This is a genomic window from Bacillus sp. SG-1 (assembly GCF_000181495.1).
Classification (GTDB): Bacteria; Bacillota; Bacilli; order Bacillales; family Bacillaceae_B; genus Rossellomorea.
On the sequence record NZ_ABCF01000009.1, the window covers coordinates 49,319 to 66,446 of the forward strand.

Sequence of the window (17,128 nt, forward strand, 5' to 3'; positions counted from 1 at the left end):
AAGCATGAGATTTAAGAAGCATAAAACAGGAGGAATTATTTTCCTGGAACAAAACACTTGAAAGTCAAAAATGGTCAAAGTATAATTTCATTAAGATCAGAAATGATCAAATAAAAACTGTTCAGTCTTTTTTTATATAGATTTAGTCAAAGTTAATCAAAGTCAACATACTTACTATTTTAGAGGAGGAATAATACATGCTTTGTCAAAAATGCCATGAAAACACAGCCCATGTGAATTTGCATTTTAACGTCAATGGTCACAAAAAATCATTATTTCTCTGCCACCAATGCTATACACGTGAAAAGGCAGCGATCAATTCTGCTAACTCCAATCCGCTCCATAATTTATTCGGCGGAAACGGAGCTGGAGAGAATCAGCAGGCTTCTCACAATTCATCCTATCAGAAAGATTCTGAAGAAAAGTCCTTCCTGGAACAGTACGGAAGAAACTTAACACATCTCGCCAAAGCAGATCTTATTGATCCGGTCATCGGTCGAGATGATGAACTTGACAGAATGATAGAAGTTTTAAATCGTAGAAATAAAAATAACCCTGTATTGATCGGTGAGCCCGGAGTCGGGAAAACCGCCATTGCGGAAGGCTTGGCCATTAAGATAGCAAAAGGCGAGGTTCCTTCTAAATTGCTCAATAAGGAAGTTTACCTGCTGGATGTGGCTTCATTAGTAGCTAACACAGGCATCCGCGGCCAGTTCGAAGAGCGAATCAAAACTCTTATAGAGGAACTTCAGAGTAGAAAAAACATTTTACTATTCATTGATGAAATTCATCTGATCGTCGGTGCCGGTTCAGCGGAAGGCAGCATGGATGCAGGGAATATTCTAAAGCCCGCTCTGGCTAGAGGAGAACTTCAGCTGATTGGGGCGACGACTTTAAAGGAATACAGGCAAATCGAGAAAGATGCTGCTTTGGAAAGACGCTTCCAGCCTATTCAAGTCAAGGAACCTTCAGAACAAGCCGCAATTGAGATTCTGAAGGGCTTGCAAAAGAAATATGAAGCCTATCATGAAGTAAAATACAGTGACGAAGCGATTGAAAACTGCGTCATCCTTTCAAAACGATATATTCAGGACCGTTTCTTGCCGGATAAGGCCATAGACCTTCTTGATGAAGCCGGCTCCCATGTAAACCTGAGAAACGGACACCAAAATCAAGATGAGGCCCGCAACAGACTCGCACAGATTGCATTAGAAAAGGAAGCTGCACTAGCTGAAGAAAATTATGAACGTGCAGCCAAACTTAGAGATGAAGAAGTCAATCTGGAAAAAGCCCTGGAAAGCCAGGAAGATAAAGAATTACCGGTTGTAAATCCCCAACTGATACACGAATTGGTTGAAAAGAAAACAGGAATTCCAGTGGGCAAACTACAAGAGGATGAACAGAAGAAAATGAATGAACTGCAGTCTAACCTGAATAGTCAGGTCATTGGACAAGACGAAGCTGTTAAGACAGTTTCCAAAGCGATCAGACGAAGCAGAGCAGGACTCAAAAATAGGAACCGTCCAATTGGTTCCTTCCTGTTTATTGGACCAACCGGCGTAGGGAAAACGGAACTTTCGAAAACACTAGCTCAGGAATTATTCGGTACGGCTGAAGCAATGATCAGACTGGATATGAGTGAATACATGGAGAAACACAGCATTTCCAAGTTGATAGGTTCACCTCCAGGATATGTTGGACATGAGGAGGCCGGTCAGCTTTCAGAAAAGGTCCGCAGAAACCCGTACAGTATTATCCTCCTGGATGAGATTGAAAAAGCCCACCCGGATGTACAGCATATGTTCCTGCAAATACTGGAAGACGGACGCTTAACTGACAGTCAAGGCAGAACAGTAAGTTTTAAAGACTCTGTGATCATCATGACAAGCAATGCCGGAGTCGGCTTTAAAGAAAAACATGTCGGTTTCACCAGCCATACAATGAAAGAAACATCCATTTTGGATAATCTTAAAGATTATTTCAAACCTGAATTCCTGAACCGCTTTGACAATATTGTCGAGTTCAACTCATTGGGTACAAATGAGTTGAAAAAAATCATCGATATCCTTCTGAATGAACTATACTCTGTTCTTGAGGAACAAGAAATTAAGCTGATCGTAACGGACGAAGTAAAAGATAAGCTTGTTGCAGATGGCTATCATCCTGATTTCGGTGCACGCCCATTGCGCCGTATCATCCAGGAAAAACTCGAAGATACCATCGCAGACTTCATCCTGGATTATCCAGACAAGAAAGAAATGACTGCTGTCATTGAAGAAGAAGAAATCGTGATTAAATAATACGAAAAAGCCGTACTCTCCTTCATAGGTGGAAGTACGGCTTTTTTGTATACTTCAAAATAGCTTGAAGACTTTTGTTTCCATTTTCTATTTTAAAGTCCTTTACACCAGCTTGGAGGACTTTAAGATATCAGTACTTAAAAGGACAGCTATAAACCCTTACTTTTCCAAATAAGGAGAGTATTCCAGTCAGAATACCCTCTCTCCACATTAATAAGACAAGTCCTTAATAGATAAGCCTACCCTCTTGAGCAACTCGATGGCTGTTTCTTTTTCATCATTATCCAAAACAGACATCAACTTATGGATTTGCTCTTCATGACGCGGGAAGAGTTCTCCGATAAACTCCTTGCCCTCTTCCGTGATTTGTGCGTACGTCACCCGGCGGTCATTTGGACATGCTGCACGCCTGATCAAGCCCTTCTTCTCCAGCTTGTCCACGACATACGTAATACTTCCGCTTGCCAATAAAATCTTTCCGCCTATTTGCTGAAGAGGTTGATCACCTTTATGATAAAGCAGTTCAAGTACGGCAAATTCAGTCATATTTAATCCATTGTTCTGGATAAACACCTGGACATCCTCATTGATTGCCTTATAAGCTCGTGATAACACAATGAACAGCTTCAATGATTGTTCTATATCTTTTCTCTCTTCCATATCTATCATTTCCTTTTAGTATAGTTATGCCTATTTTACTACTTTCCAATTATGGTTAACAGCAGCCTTGACTGTTTTATGTTTCAGGAAGTAGTTGGCCAGCAGTTCTGTCATATCAATTTGACTGGACTTCGTAACAGGACGGTCTTTAAACATTGGGTATTCTCCCCCGCCGCCTGCACGGTAGTTATTCATTACAACTTCATATTTCTCTTCCATGCCGACCGGCTTACCTTCAAACTCCAGATGCTCAATCCGGCTGCCGATATCATTCCTGATATTGATTGTATATTGAATGCCCTCCCACATATCATAGTTATAATGCTGTGGTTTCGGTTCAGAAAAAGCCGGGTTCACCTTAACTTCTCCCTGTTCATCCAGTTGAAAATATGAGGCGGAGCGCTCCAATGCTTCCTTCATATCTTTCCCGCTGATCTCGATTGCTGTCAATGTATTCGGATATACATAATTCGAAACGATATCTCTCATCGTTACTGTATTCGGGAGACCTGTTGCAGAGTTATTGAAAAGAGCCGTATTAGAGATTTTCACTCCCAGCGCGTCCATCTGTACTTTATTGATAAATTCAACCAGCGGATGCTCTGCGATTCTTGCTGCTAAAGGATCAGTAATCGTCATATCCCCTTCTATGAAACCGATTGGCTGGTCGAGCCACTCCTGGGTTTTGGTTTCATATTTATTGGCAATCTTCAAGACATGTTCATCCTCTTCCTCCGAGCCTACCGGAAGAAGCTCGGCCTCTTTGCCAACAATCTCCCATTTTCCTTTATTTTTTTCAAACGTTATATCTGCTTTCCCGACAAATTGGGCATTGAATCCAGGTTGGACAATCAATACCCCATTGACATGTTCTGTTAATTGACGGTGTTGATGCCCTGTCAAAAGCACATCGATACCTTCAATTTCATAACAGATTCTGTAGCCTTGGTTTTCACCTGTGTGCGGCTCTGTCGGTTCTCCCGTTTTAAGATCATTCTCAAATCCGCCATGATAAGACACAACCAACATATCAGGATTCTCATGCTCCCTGATATACTTTACCCATTGCTTCGTCGTCTCAAAAACATCCTTGAAATCCAAGCCCTGTATATGTTCAGGATTTTCCCAATTCGGTATATAATGCGTTGTCACCCCAAGTACAGCGGCTTTCAATCCATTACCAAATTCTTTAATAAGGTAAGGTTGCCCAAAGTAAGGACTGCCATCTGCCTTATCAAGAAGATTCGCGGATAGCCATGGAAAGCGGGAATGGTTTACAGCACTTTTAAAGATAGGTAAGCCATAATTGAATTCATGATTGCCCACTACCGCTGCATCATACTGAAGGTAATTCAGAACTTCAATCATGGGATTCGGTTCATCGATCATATATTTAACATAATGGTAGGTCAAAGGTGTGCCTTGGATAACATCGCCGTTATCCAGGGTAATGACATAATCATTCTCTTGTTGAATTTTTTTAATCAAAGTTGCCGCCTTGGCCAAACCTAACGGCTGCAATTCATTTGTTCCGTAATTTATGGGAAAGATGTTTCCATGAACATCACTAGTTTCCAAAATCGTCAATGTAATTTGTGACATCATTTACCTCCAGCATTCTCTCATATTGACATTGTATCAAATTTCTCTGCTGATTGTACTAAATTCATATAGCAGAGCCGCTTCTTCTGTCCTTTTAAAGAAAGGCGGCCAACTTTCATATAGGAAACTATATTTAAAAGATCTAATCTCTTAAGGAAGTCTCTTTAGGGTGCTGAGAGATGAAAAGAGTGCGGAATGTGCCTTGAGGGCATTATTAGAGACATAAAACACTGGAAAGACAAGTGTTATCTGGGAGGTGAAAGAATTTGCGCACGGAGGATACATATAAACGCACGGCAAATACAATTATACGCACGCGTTATGTACTAATGCGCACAGGAATAAGCAGAATACGCACGGTATCACATAAAGATGAAACCATAAGTACACCCAATAAAAATGAAGGAAGCCCCAGTGAGGCTCCCTCCATTTATATCAATAGCGCTTGTCGTGAGCAAGAACACTTCGCTTTTCGCTGTCCCTTCCCACCGGCCAGCTCCTCTTGAAATAGCGGGAGTTCACCGGGGGGACAGTCTTACTATTAAACGATTCGTTTTCTGATAGATGAAGAGATGAAATCGATGATGGTAACCACCACGATTATGACCAATAGGATAAGCCCCATCTCTTCCCAGTTTCTGTTCATCTGAGCAAATTGAATCAATGTACCAATTCCACCTGCGCCCACGATGCCGAGTATTGTTGAGGCACGGACGTCAATCTCAAATCGATAGATAGCATAAGAAAGAAATTCAGGTATGATTTGTGGAATGATTCCATGGAATAAGATTTGAATCTTATTAGCTCCACTTGCTTCCATGGCTTCTACAATATTGAAATCAATCGATTCCAATACTTCTGAATAAAGTTTCCCGAGCATCCCGGTGGAGCCGATGGCAATCGCCAGAACCCCCGCGAAAGGATTTGGACCTACAGCTACAACGAACAAGATCGCCAGGATCAAATCAGGGAATGCCCTGATAGCACTGAGAATCCATTTACCGATTGTCGTAAGCACCTTACTTTTCGTCATATTGGATGCTGCAAGAAATCCAAGTGGAACCGCAATGATCGCTGCCATCAATGAACCGGCAAAAGCAATATATAAAGTTTCCACCATCGCTGTCCATACTTTTCCTATGGCACCCCACTCAGGATTGAAAAGCTTAGGAATGACCCTGGTAAAGTTGTTCGCCATCCGTTCAATCGCTCTTCCCCAATCAATGTCGATACCTGTAAATGTCCAAACATACAGAAGGGCTACAGCAAGGACAATCAACCATTTTTTCACAATGTTTAAAGGCGAACGTTTCTTCTTTGGAGGTAACGTAAGCTGCATTATACAATCGCCTCCCTGATCTTAGTACTGATATACTCAATGACTACCACTACGATAAAGATGACCAGGATGATCAGCATCGCATTAGGATAGTTATAGAATTTAAGCTGCTGATTCAGGACCAGTCCGATACCTCCGGCCCCAACCAATCCAAGGACAACAGATGCCCTGATATTGATCTCGAAAACATATAAGACAAAAGATGTGAACTGAGGCAGAACCTGCGGAACCAAGGCGAATGAAATGCTTTGCAGCGTATTCCCGCCTGACGCATGCATGGCCTCCATAGGATTCATATCCACAGATTCGACCGTTTCACTAATCAGTTTCGCCAATATTCCCAGGGAGAAGATGATTAATGCTACGATACCAGGGAATATCCCGATTCCAAACAACCCTACAAAAATAACAGCTAATACAAGATCAGGAATCGTACGAAGGATGTTTAGAATAGTTCTTACAGTCGTATAGACGAATTTATTCGTGGTCACGTTCTGAGCGGCAAGAAGGCTCAACGGCACACAGAGGATTGCTGCAATGGTAGTAGCAACAATAGCCATCTGAATAGTCTCAGCCATCGGATCAATAATATGTTTGAACGCTGCAAAGTTAGGCGGGAAGAACTTTGCAATTACTCTTCCCATATTCGGGATACCATCAATCAGGTCCGGCAGAGTTGCATTGGTTTTAATTGTACTTAACACATAGAAGCCGATGATGACCGCAAAAATAGCAGTAATTCTCGCCTTTGCTTTGCCTGGAAGGAGCGAAGGCGAATGTGCAGCTTTCTTTGCCGTTTTAGAAGAATCAGTCTTCACTCTTCTACACCCCCGCGCAAGTCGTCTTCGCGAATCGCACGTCCGTAAATTTCCTCAAACGTCTTTTCGGAAACTTCACTAACAGGACCGTCAAAGACTACCTCTCCTGCACGCATCCCGATAATCCGATCGGCGTATTCCATTGCCATGTCGATAAAGTGAAGGTTTACAATCGTCGTAATCTTATCTTCTTTATTAATTTTCTTTAAATATGTCATTACCTGATGAGATGTTGGAGGATCTAATGAAGCAACCGGTTCATCAGCAAGGATATATTTCGGTTTTTGAGTCAGCACGCGGGCAATACTCACTCTTTGCTGCTGTCCTCCGCTCAACTCATCAGCACGGTTATACAATTTTTCTTCAATATTCACTCGCTTTAAACTCTCATATGCAAGTGCAAGGTCGTCTTTTTTGAAAAGATTAAAAATGGAGCGCAGTGTCCCCGTATAACCTAACCTTCCTGCCATTACATTTTTCAAGACATTGGAGCGTTTTACGAGGTTATAGTTTTGAAAGATCATGCCGACTTTTGTTCTAAGCTTTCTCAAGTCTCCACCGCTATATTTTAGAATATTTTGATCATCTACAAGCAGCTCGCCTTTGGTTGGAGTGACAAGTCTATTAATACTGCGGATAAACGTAGATTTCCCCGCACCGGATAAACCTACAATAACGACAAATTCACCCTCATTGATTTTCACATTAATATTTTTCAAACCTTCTGTTCCATTAGGATAAACCAGTGAAACGTTTTTGAATTCAATCATGATGAAACCCCCTTCAGTCCTGGAAAGAATAAAACAAAAAAATAAGTGCACCGAGCATCGGTCCTCCTATTGAGATTCGGGTTTTCGGGCACAAAAAAGGGGGAAGCAACCTCCCCCTCGGATTGCATTTCTATTAAGTTTAGATTCAAATTAGAAAGAAATAGAATCTTTGAATTTCGCGTAAGTTTCTTTAACTACTTCGTACTCTTCATCACTTGCTTCAGTGATTTCGTCCCAATTATATACTTCATTCATAATTTTGATCATTTCTGGATCCTCATTCAATGAAAGGAAAACTTCTTTGATTTGCTGTTTAAGCTCCTCATCAAGATCCTTTGTAACTGAAATTGTGTCATTTGGAATATCAGAAGTGTGACCGATGACTTTCATTTCTTCCATCATGTCCGGATATTCTTCAGTCAACGTTGTACGAACATCATCGAATGTAGTTGCAACGTCAGCATCACCTTCATATACAGCAATTGCTGCAGTGTCATGACCGCCGGCTGCAATTCCTTGAGAGAAAAATTCTGTTTGTAATGCGTTAGCACTTTCGATATCAAACTCGTCCATCAATTGGGCTGCAGGGAATAAGAAACCTGAAGTTGATGCAGCATCCGGATAAGCCCAGATCTTGCCTTCAAGATCTGCTAGTGATTCGATACCAGAATCAGCTTTTACTAGGTATTGTGCTTTGTAAGTTCCGCTGCCATGACGTACAGATTTAAGGATAACTTCAACGTCATATTGCTCATTTGCCAAAACATAACCGAAAGCAGGAATGAAACCGACTTGTACTTCATTAGAACCCATTGCTTCTATAAGTGCAGTATAATCAGTCATTACCCGGCCTTCTACTTCAATGCCAAGCTCTTCACTAAGACGATTTGCCAATGGTTCAACTGTATCAGCAATTGTGTCAGAATCTTGAGAAGGAACAAATCCCATAACGATAGTATCAGGTTTTTCCTGGCCTTCACCACTGTTTCCTTCATTTGAGGCATTGTTACCGCCGTTATTAGTGCCGCATGCAACCAGGCCTACAGCCAACAAAAGTACTAGCATGAAACTGAAAAACTTTTTCATTCTCCTATTTCCTCCCTAGAAAACTTTTAATATCTCAGTACATTTTTATTATGACTTATTATCTTAATTTCCGCCATACTATTTTGACTTTTTTAACATTTTCTTTATAAAATTTGTCGTTTTTTGGAATAAATATCCTGAATAAAACCTGCTTCTCTAATACTTTTGATATATACTATATTTCATTTATAGTTAATAGAGCCTGAATGAAACAGAACCTAATATAAGAAAAGTTATATTTTGGTATGTGGACATTGTACACACGGAGACATCTTCAGACCAACAAAACCAATATATCCACTTAATAGATAAGATAGAGTAGCTAAGTGTGCGAGGGCTATTCCGAAAACAGCCATTAAAAAAGTCCCCGTTATCATCACGGAGACTTCAATTAATGCTGTTGGGCACTTTTTATGTAATCTATTTCCTGATACTTTGTTATAAGCTTGTCCAATTCCTGACTGCTCCTCACTGTTCTAGTGTCAGTCAAGCCATATTCCGCGCCAATCTGGAGCATTTCTTTTTGTTTTTTAGCAATTCTATACAAGATGACTTTTCGATATATTTTGTCATATGGGGACAACATTGAAACTCTCACCTTTCTGCCTGTATATGGAATCAGAATGTTCTTCTGTCAAAGATCATTAAAAAAACAACGATACCTCTGAAGTATCGCAACATTTAGATTAAAAGTAAATAGAATCGATAAAAGAAGACAAAATCTCCCATAACAAATTGTGGATTCCTCTTTAATCTGACGGAAAACGACAAAATCCCCAGTCCGTAGTGAGGACTGGGGATTTTGCAACTTTATTCTATCGTTGCCCACATTTCTTTTGGGTTCAGTTCATAAATTCCATTTTCTCTATACATGTAGTGATTAATTATGAATTCCCTTCTGATGGTAGCATAATCTTCATGGTATTTCTTTATATATTCATTGATTTCCTTTTCTTCATACTTCACACCAGGTTTCAGCCCTTCTATCAAGTGTTGGAACACGAATAATTTCTTTTTGCGCTGAGCAGGTATGTTGATTAACTTTCCATCATTTGTGAAGAAGTTGTTTAAAACCTTTTGCTTTTCTTTCTGTATCTTTTCCATCTCTCCTTTACCCCCCTTGCTTTCTTCAGCCATATTCAAAAGCACATTCCCATGATGTTTGATGACTTTCTTATTTAAATGATAATACAGAGAATTTTTTTCCCTGCGAGAATACACCAGGTTAATATCCTTGAGCTTAGTGAGATGATGGGATATCGTCGGTGCAGTAAGTCCCAATTTACCGGCTATCGCAAGCCCGTGCAATGGTCCTTCCTTCAAGAGCATAATAATTTTCAGTCTTGTTGGATCACCTATCGTCTTATAAAAAGCCACCAGCTTATCCAGCTGCAAACTAACCCCTCCTAATTAGATGTTCATCTAATTTAATTATCATCTAATTAGGTGTTTTTGTCAACTTGCTTATCTGCAGATAACCTTTCCTAAAACCGTTAACAGTCGACCTTTATATAGAAGGAGGACCACCCAATCCATTCCAAAATAAAAAGCCTCAAGAAATCTGAGACTATAGAAGAGTATTATTCAATGGCCAATTCAACCTTCAAGAGGGTTTCTTTCTTATCCACTTGCTTGCCGGCATATCCTGTCAGGGATTGATCTATCCCGACTACCCTGTGACATGGAATTATGATGGGAAGGGAATTGGCTTTATTTGCTTGACCTATGGCTCTGACTGCTTTGGGCCTGCCTATTCTTTCGGCTATATCTTTATAGCTGCATGTACTTCCATAAGGAATTTCCTGCAGTGCATTCCAGACAGATTCCTGGAAAGGGGTTCCTTTCCATTTCACTGGCAGATCGAACGCTTTTCTTTCGCCTTTGAAATATTCGTCAAACTGAGAAGCTGCCTTGTTCAAGATATCATTCTCACTGCCTGACTCGGGATCCGATACAAATTCTACTTTTGTAACGAACTCATTGTCCGCTGTGATTTTCAAGTTTCCAATCGGACTGGAAATTACGATGCTTGCTGAACTCATGAATTTCATCCTTTCATGCTTGGAAGGTCGATATGGAAAGTGGTCCCCTTGCCTAATTCGCTTTCTACCTCAACTGTACCTTCGTGTTCTTCTACAATCTTAAACGTAACCATTAAACCAAGACCTGTCCCTCTTTCTTTCGTAGTATAAAATGGCTCGCCCAGTTTCTTTATCTTTTCTTTCGGAATGCCGATTCCTTCATCTGTAATTGAAATACGGACTTCTTCTTCATTCTTTGCTGATATTCCAATGGAAATCAAGCCGCCCTTAGGCATGACTTCTATTGCATTTTTAACGATATTAATGAAGACCTGCTTCAGTTGGTTGGGTTCTGCAAAGACGGCAGGTATCCCTTTGTCATAACGCTCCTTAAATTGCACATTATGCATCACTGCCTGTGCATTCAGTAATTCCAATGTATCTTTCATGATTCTGATAAGGTCGGTTTCCTGATATTGAACTGCCTGAGGTTTTGCCAGTATTAAAAACTCAGTAATGATGGATTCGATTCTCTGCAGCTCTGTTTTTATGACATGAAAATACATTTCATGATCGCTTTGCATACTGTTCTCAAGAAGCTGAATAAAACCTTTTAACGCTGTCATGGGATTTCTGATTTCATGAGCAATGCCCGCAGCCAGCTCTCCAACTACTGACAGGGTATCTGATTTCCGCAGCTGTTCCTGTAATTCGACTTCTTCAGTTATATCCCTTATAACAGTTAAATTCAAGTTGGAAAGCAAGTTGTATTTCGATGAAAGTTCAAGATGCTGGCAGCGTTCTTCATCAATTTTTTTCAGTTTCAACAAACTTGCCTGGCCTTCTCTTTTCAACTTTGACTGATACTCCAGGTAATCCTCATCTTCATTTTCCTTGATCTTAAAAATATCCTTGATGTCACTCCCGATCAGCTCCTCTTTATCTGATGAAAGTATTTCAAGGGCTACCGGATTTGCATCGACCACCTGGCCTGAATGATTGGTAAGAACCATCCCGTCCAGGGTTCCTTCGAAAATCTTACGGAAACGCTCTTCACTTTCCCGGAGGCTCTTCTCCATTTGATGCCGCTCACTCACATTCCGGAAAATAGTCATATTATAACCGTCGACAGAATGAAGTTTGGAGGTGAATTCCAGATGCTTCAGTTGATTATTCGGCATGAGGAACATTACTTCATCCCTGACAGCTCCTTTAGCCTTCAGTTCTTGGGTGACAGACTCAAATTTTGACATTTCCAATGGGTAAACAAAGTCTTCTATTTTTTTCGTCAAGATTTCTGAAAGGGAGCATTCAAATATTTTCAGTGCCGATCTGTTGGCACGAAGGACCCTGCCATCCTGGTCCCAGAGAACAATGGCATCAATAGCTTCTTCGAACAGGTCTTTGAAAAGCTCCTCACTGCGTTTTAATTGGATTTCCATTTGCCTCTTTTCAGTTATATCACGAAGAATCGCCATATGAAGTTCATGGTTGACATAAGGAGTCGTTGTAAACTCAACAACAGACACTCCTTCAGAATGGGTAATCGGCATCTCTCCCCTGGCCTGCCTGCCTGAATCCAAAAGCTCCTTAATTTTTATCAGCTTTAAGTGAAAATTTCTGGGAATAAATGAGACTACCTTCCGGTTCAGCACGTCCCTCTTCTGGAGATTTACCTGCTTGCAGAATGCCTGGTTCGCCTCCTTTATATTTCCCTCTCTATCAAACAAAAGAATACCTTCAGCAGCCTGTTGAAATATATTGTTTAACATATGGAGGTTCATGTGTTCATTTCTCTGCTTCTCACGGTCACTTGTTATATCTCTCAGGAATAAGAAAGCATACTCACTATTGTTCAATTTGGTAATCTTCAAATCTATATGTTTAATTGTTCCGGCTGCGGTGGTCATCAGCGTCTCATCTTCTATTTCACCGCCTTGTCTTACAGCACTCTCATATTGTGAAAGAATGGGGGACGGCACAGCTTGGAAAAATTGAACAAATGATTCTCGCAGTAAAGAATTTTCATCTATTTCCAATAATTCAAGTGCAGATGAGTTAGCTTCTATGATGGACAAGTCTTTATCCACTATTAATATCGGATTGGGAGATGCCGCTAATACTCCCCTGAAATCGATAGTATCCGATGGTCTTTGTTCTTCAGCAAGCTTGTATGTTTGTTTATTGGTCACTATACTTTCCTCCTATTTCCATTCATCTTTGCCGTTTTCCTCATAGTATCTATCTTTCATTTCAAGAGGTTTACAGATTAATTTCGGTTTATATCGATTTGGTTATTAATAGTTTAAGAATCAATTTAATGGGTACTTTCAAGTTATATTTTTGTTACCTTATTAATTGAAGATGGCTCACTTGCACTCTGCGTTGTTTTTTCGGAAGCATAAGTATATAAGCAGCGGAAGAGCCCTGCAGACAGTCTTTCAAATTCCTCAAAGTTGGTGAACATCATGAAAAAAGAACGAAATCATTACTTCGATAATGCTAAGGTCATTTTGATCTTTTTAGTCGTATTTGGACACTTCATCCGTTCTTTCATTGAGAACGACCCGTATGTGCTGGCGTTATATAAAACGTTGTATACCTTCCATATGCCGGCATTCATCATTGTTTCAGGCTTTTTTGCAAAAGGTTTTTATAAAAAAGGCTATATCCCTAAATTAGTAAAAAAACTGATCTTGCCTTATCTTTTGTTTCAAGTTATCTATTCGATCTATTACTACTTTCTATACAATAAGCATAGTTTGACGATTGATATCTATAATCCACAATGGTCAATGTGGTTTTTACTAAGTTTATTCTGCTGGAATATCCTGCTTTATTTATTTGTCCGCAAATGGAAACTGCCACAAAATAAAGGTTTATTCATAGCTTTTGCTGTAGGAATCTCTATTGGATTTGTTGATGGTGTATCGAATTACCTCAGCCTCTCTAGAACCTTTGTATTCTTCCCTTTGTTCCTTCTTGGTTACTATATGAGAAAAGAGCATTTTTCCAAGCTTAGAATGGGCAAAGTCCGGATTGCAGCAACAGTCATTCCGGCAGCAGTATTAGTGTTTATGTTTTTAGTCCCGGAATTTTCGGATAAATGGCTGCTGGGGTCAAAGTCTTATGAACAGCTCGGAGGCAAGGATCTTCTCAGTCCGTTGGCGCGAAGCATGGTCTATGTGTTGAATATTGCAATGTCTTTCAGCTTTTTTGCCTTTGTACCAAAGAGCAGACACTTTTTCACCAAATGGGGAGCAAGTACGCTATATGTGTATCTGATACATGGCTTCTTCGTAAAATTTTTCAGGGAAAGTCCCTATCAGGACCTCCTTCCACCCATCCAGTCAATCACCTTACTGGTTGCCGCTTCATTCATTCTGACTGTAGTGTTGTCAAGCCGGCCGTTGACTTCTTTGACTCAACCTTTGATCGAACTGAAAACAAGCAAACTCACAGAGTTGTTAAAAGATTTAAAAAACTCAAAAAAGAAGTATATAGAACAAACGAAATTCTAAATGAACTTCAAAAAACACTTTTCACGACAGCTTCACATAAATCAGACCGGCATCTTTGCCGGTCTTTTATTTGGCTTTGTTAGTTAATGATGTTGTTATTCAGGATTAAATGCTGAATATTCGAAATTGGTTTGTCCCTGCTTCCAATCTTTAAAAATAGGTGTTTCTTGCCCCCATCAATCACGTCATCACGTTTATAAGTTTATAAGAAGGTTTCAGTGAATTTATATATAACGGTTGATTGGAGCGGAAGGTGTGCGACATCCTGCGGGATTAGCGGGACAGGTGAGACCCCCAATCCAGTTGCAGCACCCAGCCCCTCGGGGTCAAATAACCCTCAGCGAATAAAAGGAAAGTCACCTTTTTTTCGCTGAGGAACATTTGCCTGTCGGGGCTGAACAGGGCGCTTCCACTTTTTATACAGGCAAAGCCGAGGAGGCTCACCGCCTGCCCCGCGGAGTCGCGCAACTGGAGCGGAAATCAGGCAGCACCGTTTATTAAACACACATCAGCCTATAACAAAGCTTTTATTTAAGTACATATTCTCACCTGTTATGCCAAAATCCTTCATATAATTTGGAAATAGTACAAAATACCGAATAACATTGAGTTTGGAGCCTGGCTTGGGTACAATGTTAAAGTACTATTGGTCTAACTTATTGACGACTGTTTCAATTACCTGAAAAGTTAGATACATAAAGGAGTTTTTATAATGAAGAAAGCTGTATTAAGCACTCTGAATGCTAAATATATACACACAAATTTAGCTATCAGGAACCTCAAGGCATTTTCGGAACCTGAATATCAGGTCGAAATTTCGGAATATACCATCAAAGATCCGCTGATGAATATTGTGTCAGATCTTTATACAAAAAAAGCTGATGTAATTGGATTCAGCTGTTATATATGGAATATAGAAGAGACAATATCCGTAGTCAAAATGCTGAAAAAGATTTCTCCCGAGACTGTCATCATTTTTGGAGGCCCTGAAGTCTCCTACGATGTCCCTTATTGGCTAGAACGATTGCCTGAAGTTGACTTCTTCGTCATTGGCGAAGGTGAAGAAACATTCAAGAGTCTTCTCCAGCAAATCTATGGAGGTCAAAACTGGGATGAAGTGAATGGTATCGGCTATCTTAAAGAAGGTAAAGTGAAAATCAACCCTCAAAGAAACAAACTTGATCTAAGAGAGTTACCGTCACCATTCCGTTTTGAGGAAGACTTAAAGAGTTTATCAAAACGCGTTACGTACATTGAGACCAGCCGCGGATGTCCTTTCCGCTGCCAGTTCTGCCTCTCTTCTATTGAAGTGGGAGTTCGCTACTTTGACAGGGAAAAAGTTAAAGATGATATCCGATTCCTTATGGCGAATGGGGCCAAGACGATCAAATTCGTTGACAGGACCTTCAACATCAGCCGAAGCTATGCTATGGAAATGTTCCGCTTCCTGATTGACGAACACCTTCCTGGAACAGTCTTCCAATTTGAAATCACAGCCGATATCATGCGCCCGGAGGTCATTGATTTCTTAAATAAGGAAGCACCTGCCGGGTTGTTCCGGTTTGAGATTGGTGTTCAATCCACCAACGATGAAACAAACGACCTAGTGATGAGAAAACAGAATTTCTCCAAACTGACAAGAACCGTCACTATGGTTAAAGATGGCCAGAAGATCGACCAGCATCTGGATCTCATTGCCGGTCTGCCAGAAGAGGATTATCAATCTTTCCGCAAGACTTTCAATGATGTGTTTGCTTTAAGGCCAGAGGAGCTGCAATTGGGGTTCCTTAAAATGCTTAGGGGCACTGGGCTAAGAATCAATGCGGATAAGCATGATTATATTTACATGGACAATGCACCGTATGAAATTCTTGGAAATAACATTCTAAGCTTTGACGATATAGTAAGAATCAAACAGGTAGAGGATGTTCTGGAAAAGTATTGGAACGACCACCGCATGGATGAAACAATTGAATATCTCGTCACCCATGTATTCGAGACACCATTTGATTTCTTCCAAAGCTTCGGCTCCTATTGGGAGGAACGCGGTTGGTCAAGAATTGGACACCAGCTCGAAGATTTGTTTAAAAGGCTTCATGAATTCCTGTCAGAGTCGAGTCATGAATTGCTTCCTACAATAGAAGCCACCATGAAGTATGACTATCTGAAGAATCAGCGTTACAAACCAAGAAAGGCATGGTGGCAGTCCAAGATGGAAAAACGTGACCGCTCAGAAGTGTATCAGCTGATCATTCAAGACCAGTCACTATTAGGGGAAGACTTCACAAACCTGGGATTAAACGAGAAAGATTTGCATAAGCACACGCTTGTAGAAAAGCTCCCGGTTACTCCATCTTCAACAGGGATTATAGATGAATCCTGCTATCTGCTGGCCTATTACGAACCAGCTTCCGGGGCAGCACAACTCTTTACCATCCCGGAATCAAAACTATTACACAAGCAGAGTTGAATTTACAATCAGAAATAATTGTTTTAGCAATAATGGCAAATAAAAATGTTAAGCCTCTCCGGCTTAACATTTTTTATTTTATAGTTCAGCAATCTTTCTTCTTGTCCTGTTTTTTATTGGCCTCTGGAATCTCGAAATGCTTGGCGGCGTTAAAGTCTCCAAATTCCATTCCAAACTCTTCTTGAAAGTTCTGTTTTTCATTTTGCTTTTTAGGGTTATCTTTCATCATTCATTCTGCCTTCCCTGCCATGTTTTGAATTTCTGTTTTTTGCTTTAGCCGGGTTTTCATCTTGCGCGAATTCAGCACTGAAATCTTTTTCTTCCGCCAGATTCTTTCTAGGAGTTTTATTATTTTTCTCTGCTGCATCGAATTGCGCTTTTCGTTTAGCCATGAAGATCAGCTCCTTTAAGTGTTTACTTACCTTAGTTTTTCCAGGATCCTTTTTTTCATTCCATTCGTTAATGTACATTGTTGTATCCAGGCATGCGAAAAATTACCACTCATTTTCTTTTAAGTTGGTGAAATGATAACAGTAGATAC

Annotated in this window: 15 protein-coding genes; 3 read left to right on the top strand and 12 right to left on the bottom strand. The window is 40.3% G+C overall.

Features of this window, described 5'->3' with window-relative positions:
- Positions 1 to 197: 197 nt before the first annotated feature.
- The gene (locus BSG1_RS07695) at positions 198 to 2,300 is read left to right on the top strand and encodes an ATP-dependent Clp protease ATP-binding subunit (protein WP_006836401.1); all 2,103 of its coding nucleotides are present in this window, start codon (positions 198 to 200) and stop codon (positions 2,298 to 2,300) included.
- A 210-nt stretch (positions 2,301 to 2,510) separates the two neighbouring features.
- Here BSG1_RS07695 and BSG1_RS07700 read toward each other — a convergent pair whose 3' ends face one another.
- The 10 genes from BSG1_RS07700 to BSG1_RS07745 form a co-directional block, all read right to left on the bottom strand.
- Positions 2,511 to 2,969: a MarR family winged helix-turn-helix transcriptional regulator gene (locus BSG1_RS07700; RefSeq protein ID WP_006836402.1), complete on the bottom strand. Its 459-nt coding sequence runs from the start codon at positions 2,967 to 2,969 to the stop codon at positions 2,511 to 2,513.
- A 21-nt stretch (positions 2,970 to 2,990) separates the two neighbouring features.
- Positions 2,991 to 4,565 (bottom strand): bifunctional metallophosphatase/5'-nucleotidase, encoded by a 1,575-nt coding sequence (locus BSG1_RS07705; protein WP_006836403.1) that lies wholly within the window; start codon positions 4,563 to 4,565, stop codon positions 2,991 to 2,993.
- A 538-nt stretch (positions 4,566 to 5,103) separates the two neighbouring features.
- A complete protein-coding gene (gene phnE, locus BSG1_RS07710; protein ID WP_006836404.1) occupies positions 5,104 to 5,901 on the bottom strand; it encodes a phosphonate ABC transporter, permease protein PhnE in 798 nt (265 codons plus the stop codon).
- A complete protein-coding gene (gene phnE / locus BSG1_RS07715) occupies positions 5,901 to 6,719 on the bottom strand; it encodes a phosphonate ABC transporter, permease protein PhnE (RefSeq protein ID WP_006836405.1) in 819 nt (272 codons plus the stop codon). Before phnE (BSG1_RS07715) ends, phnE (BSG1_RS07710) begins: the two co-directional genes overlap by 1 nt.
- Positions 6,716 to 7,489 carry a phosphonate ABC transporter ATP-binding protein gene (gene phnC, locus BSG1_RS07720; protein WP_044022575.1) on the bottom strand — a complete coding sequence of 258 codons (774 nt, stop codon included), beginning with the start codon at positions 7,487 to 7,489 and terminating at the stop codon, positions 6,716 to 6,718. Before phnC ends, phnE (BSG1_RS07715) begins: the two co-directional genes overlap by 4 nt.
- 150 nt (positions 7,490 to 7,639) lie before the next feature.
- Positions 7,640 to 8,575 carry a phosphate/phosphite/phosphonate ABC transporter substrate-binding protein gene (locus BSG1_RS07725; RefSeq protein WP_006836407.1) on the bottom strand — a complete coding sequence of 312 codons (936 nt, stop codon included), beginning with the start codon at positions 8,573 to 8,575 and terminating at the stop codon, positions 7,640 to 7,642.
- Between the two features lie 391 nt (positions 8,576 to 8,966).
- Positions 8,967 to 9,161, bottom strand: coding sequence for an aspartyl-phosphate phosphatase Spo0E family protein (locus BSG1_RS07730; RefSeq protein ID WP_006836408.1), 195 nt, complete (start codon positions 9,159 to 9,161; stop codon positions 8,967 to 8,969).
- Positions 9,162 to 9,385: 224 nt separating this feature from the next.
- On the bottom strand, positions 9,386 to 9,970 hold the full coding sequence (locus BSG1_RS07735) for a DUF2087 domain-containing protein (RefSeq protein ID WP_006836409.1): 585 nt from the start codon (positions 9,968 to 9,970) through the stop codon (positions 9,386 to 9,388).
- Between the two features lie 185 nt (positions 9,971 to 10,155).
- On the bottom strand, positions 10,156 to 10,626 hold the full coding sequence (locus BSG1_RS07740) for a methylated-DNA--[protein]-cysteine S-methyltransferase (protein WP_006836410.1): 471 nt from the start codon (positions 10,624 to 10,626) through the stop codon (positions 10,156 to 10,158).
- Entirely contained in the window at positions 10,623 to 12,788 is a 2,166-nt protein-coding gene (locus tag BSG1_RS07745) for a PAS domain-containing sensor histidine kinase (RefSeq protein ID WP_006836411.1), read from the bottom strand. The genes BSG1_RS07740 and BSG1_RS07745 overlap by 4 nt, the downstream gene beginning before the upstream one ends.
- A gap of 276 nt (positions 12,789 to 13,064) precedes the next feature.
- On the opposite strand from BSG1_RS07745, the gene BSG1_RS07750 reads away from it, so the two are divergent.
- Positions 13,065 to 14,117: an acyltransferase family protein gene (locus BSG1_RS07750; RefSeq protein WP_006836413.1), complete on the top strand. Its 1,053-nt coding sequence runs from the start codon at positions 13,065 to 13,067 to the stop codon at positions 14,115 to 14,117.
- 712 nt (positions 14,118 to 14,829) lie between these two features.
- On the top strand, positions 14,830 to 16,587 hold the full coding sequence (locus tag BSG1_RS07755; protein WP_006836416.1) for a B12-binding domain-containing radical SAM protein: 1,758 nt from the start codon (positions 14,830 to 14,832) through the stop codon (positions 16,585 to 16,587).
- A gap of 85 nt (positions 16,588 to 16,672) precedes the next feature.
- Here the strand turns inward: BSG1_RS07755 and BSG1_RS20795 are convergent, their stop codons facing one another.
- Positions 16,673 to 16,816 (bottom strand): hypothetical protein, encoded by a 144-nt coding sequence (locus BSG1_RS20795; protein WP_006836417.1) that lies wholly within the window; start codon positions 16,814 to 16,816, stop codon positions 16,673 to 16,675.
- Positions 16,803 to 16,979: a hypothetical protein gene (locus BSG1_RS21080; RefSeq protein WP_198008213.1), complete on the bottom strand. Its 177-nt coding sequence runs from the start codon at positions 16,977 to 16,979 to the stop codon at positions 16,803 to 16,805. The genes BSG1_RS20795 and BSG1_RS21080 overlap by 14 nt, the downstream gene beginning before the upstream one ends.
- Between the last annotated feature and the right edge of the window lie 149 nt (positions 16,980 to 17,128).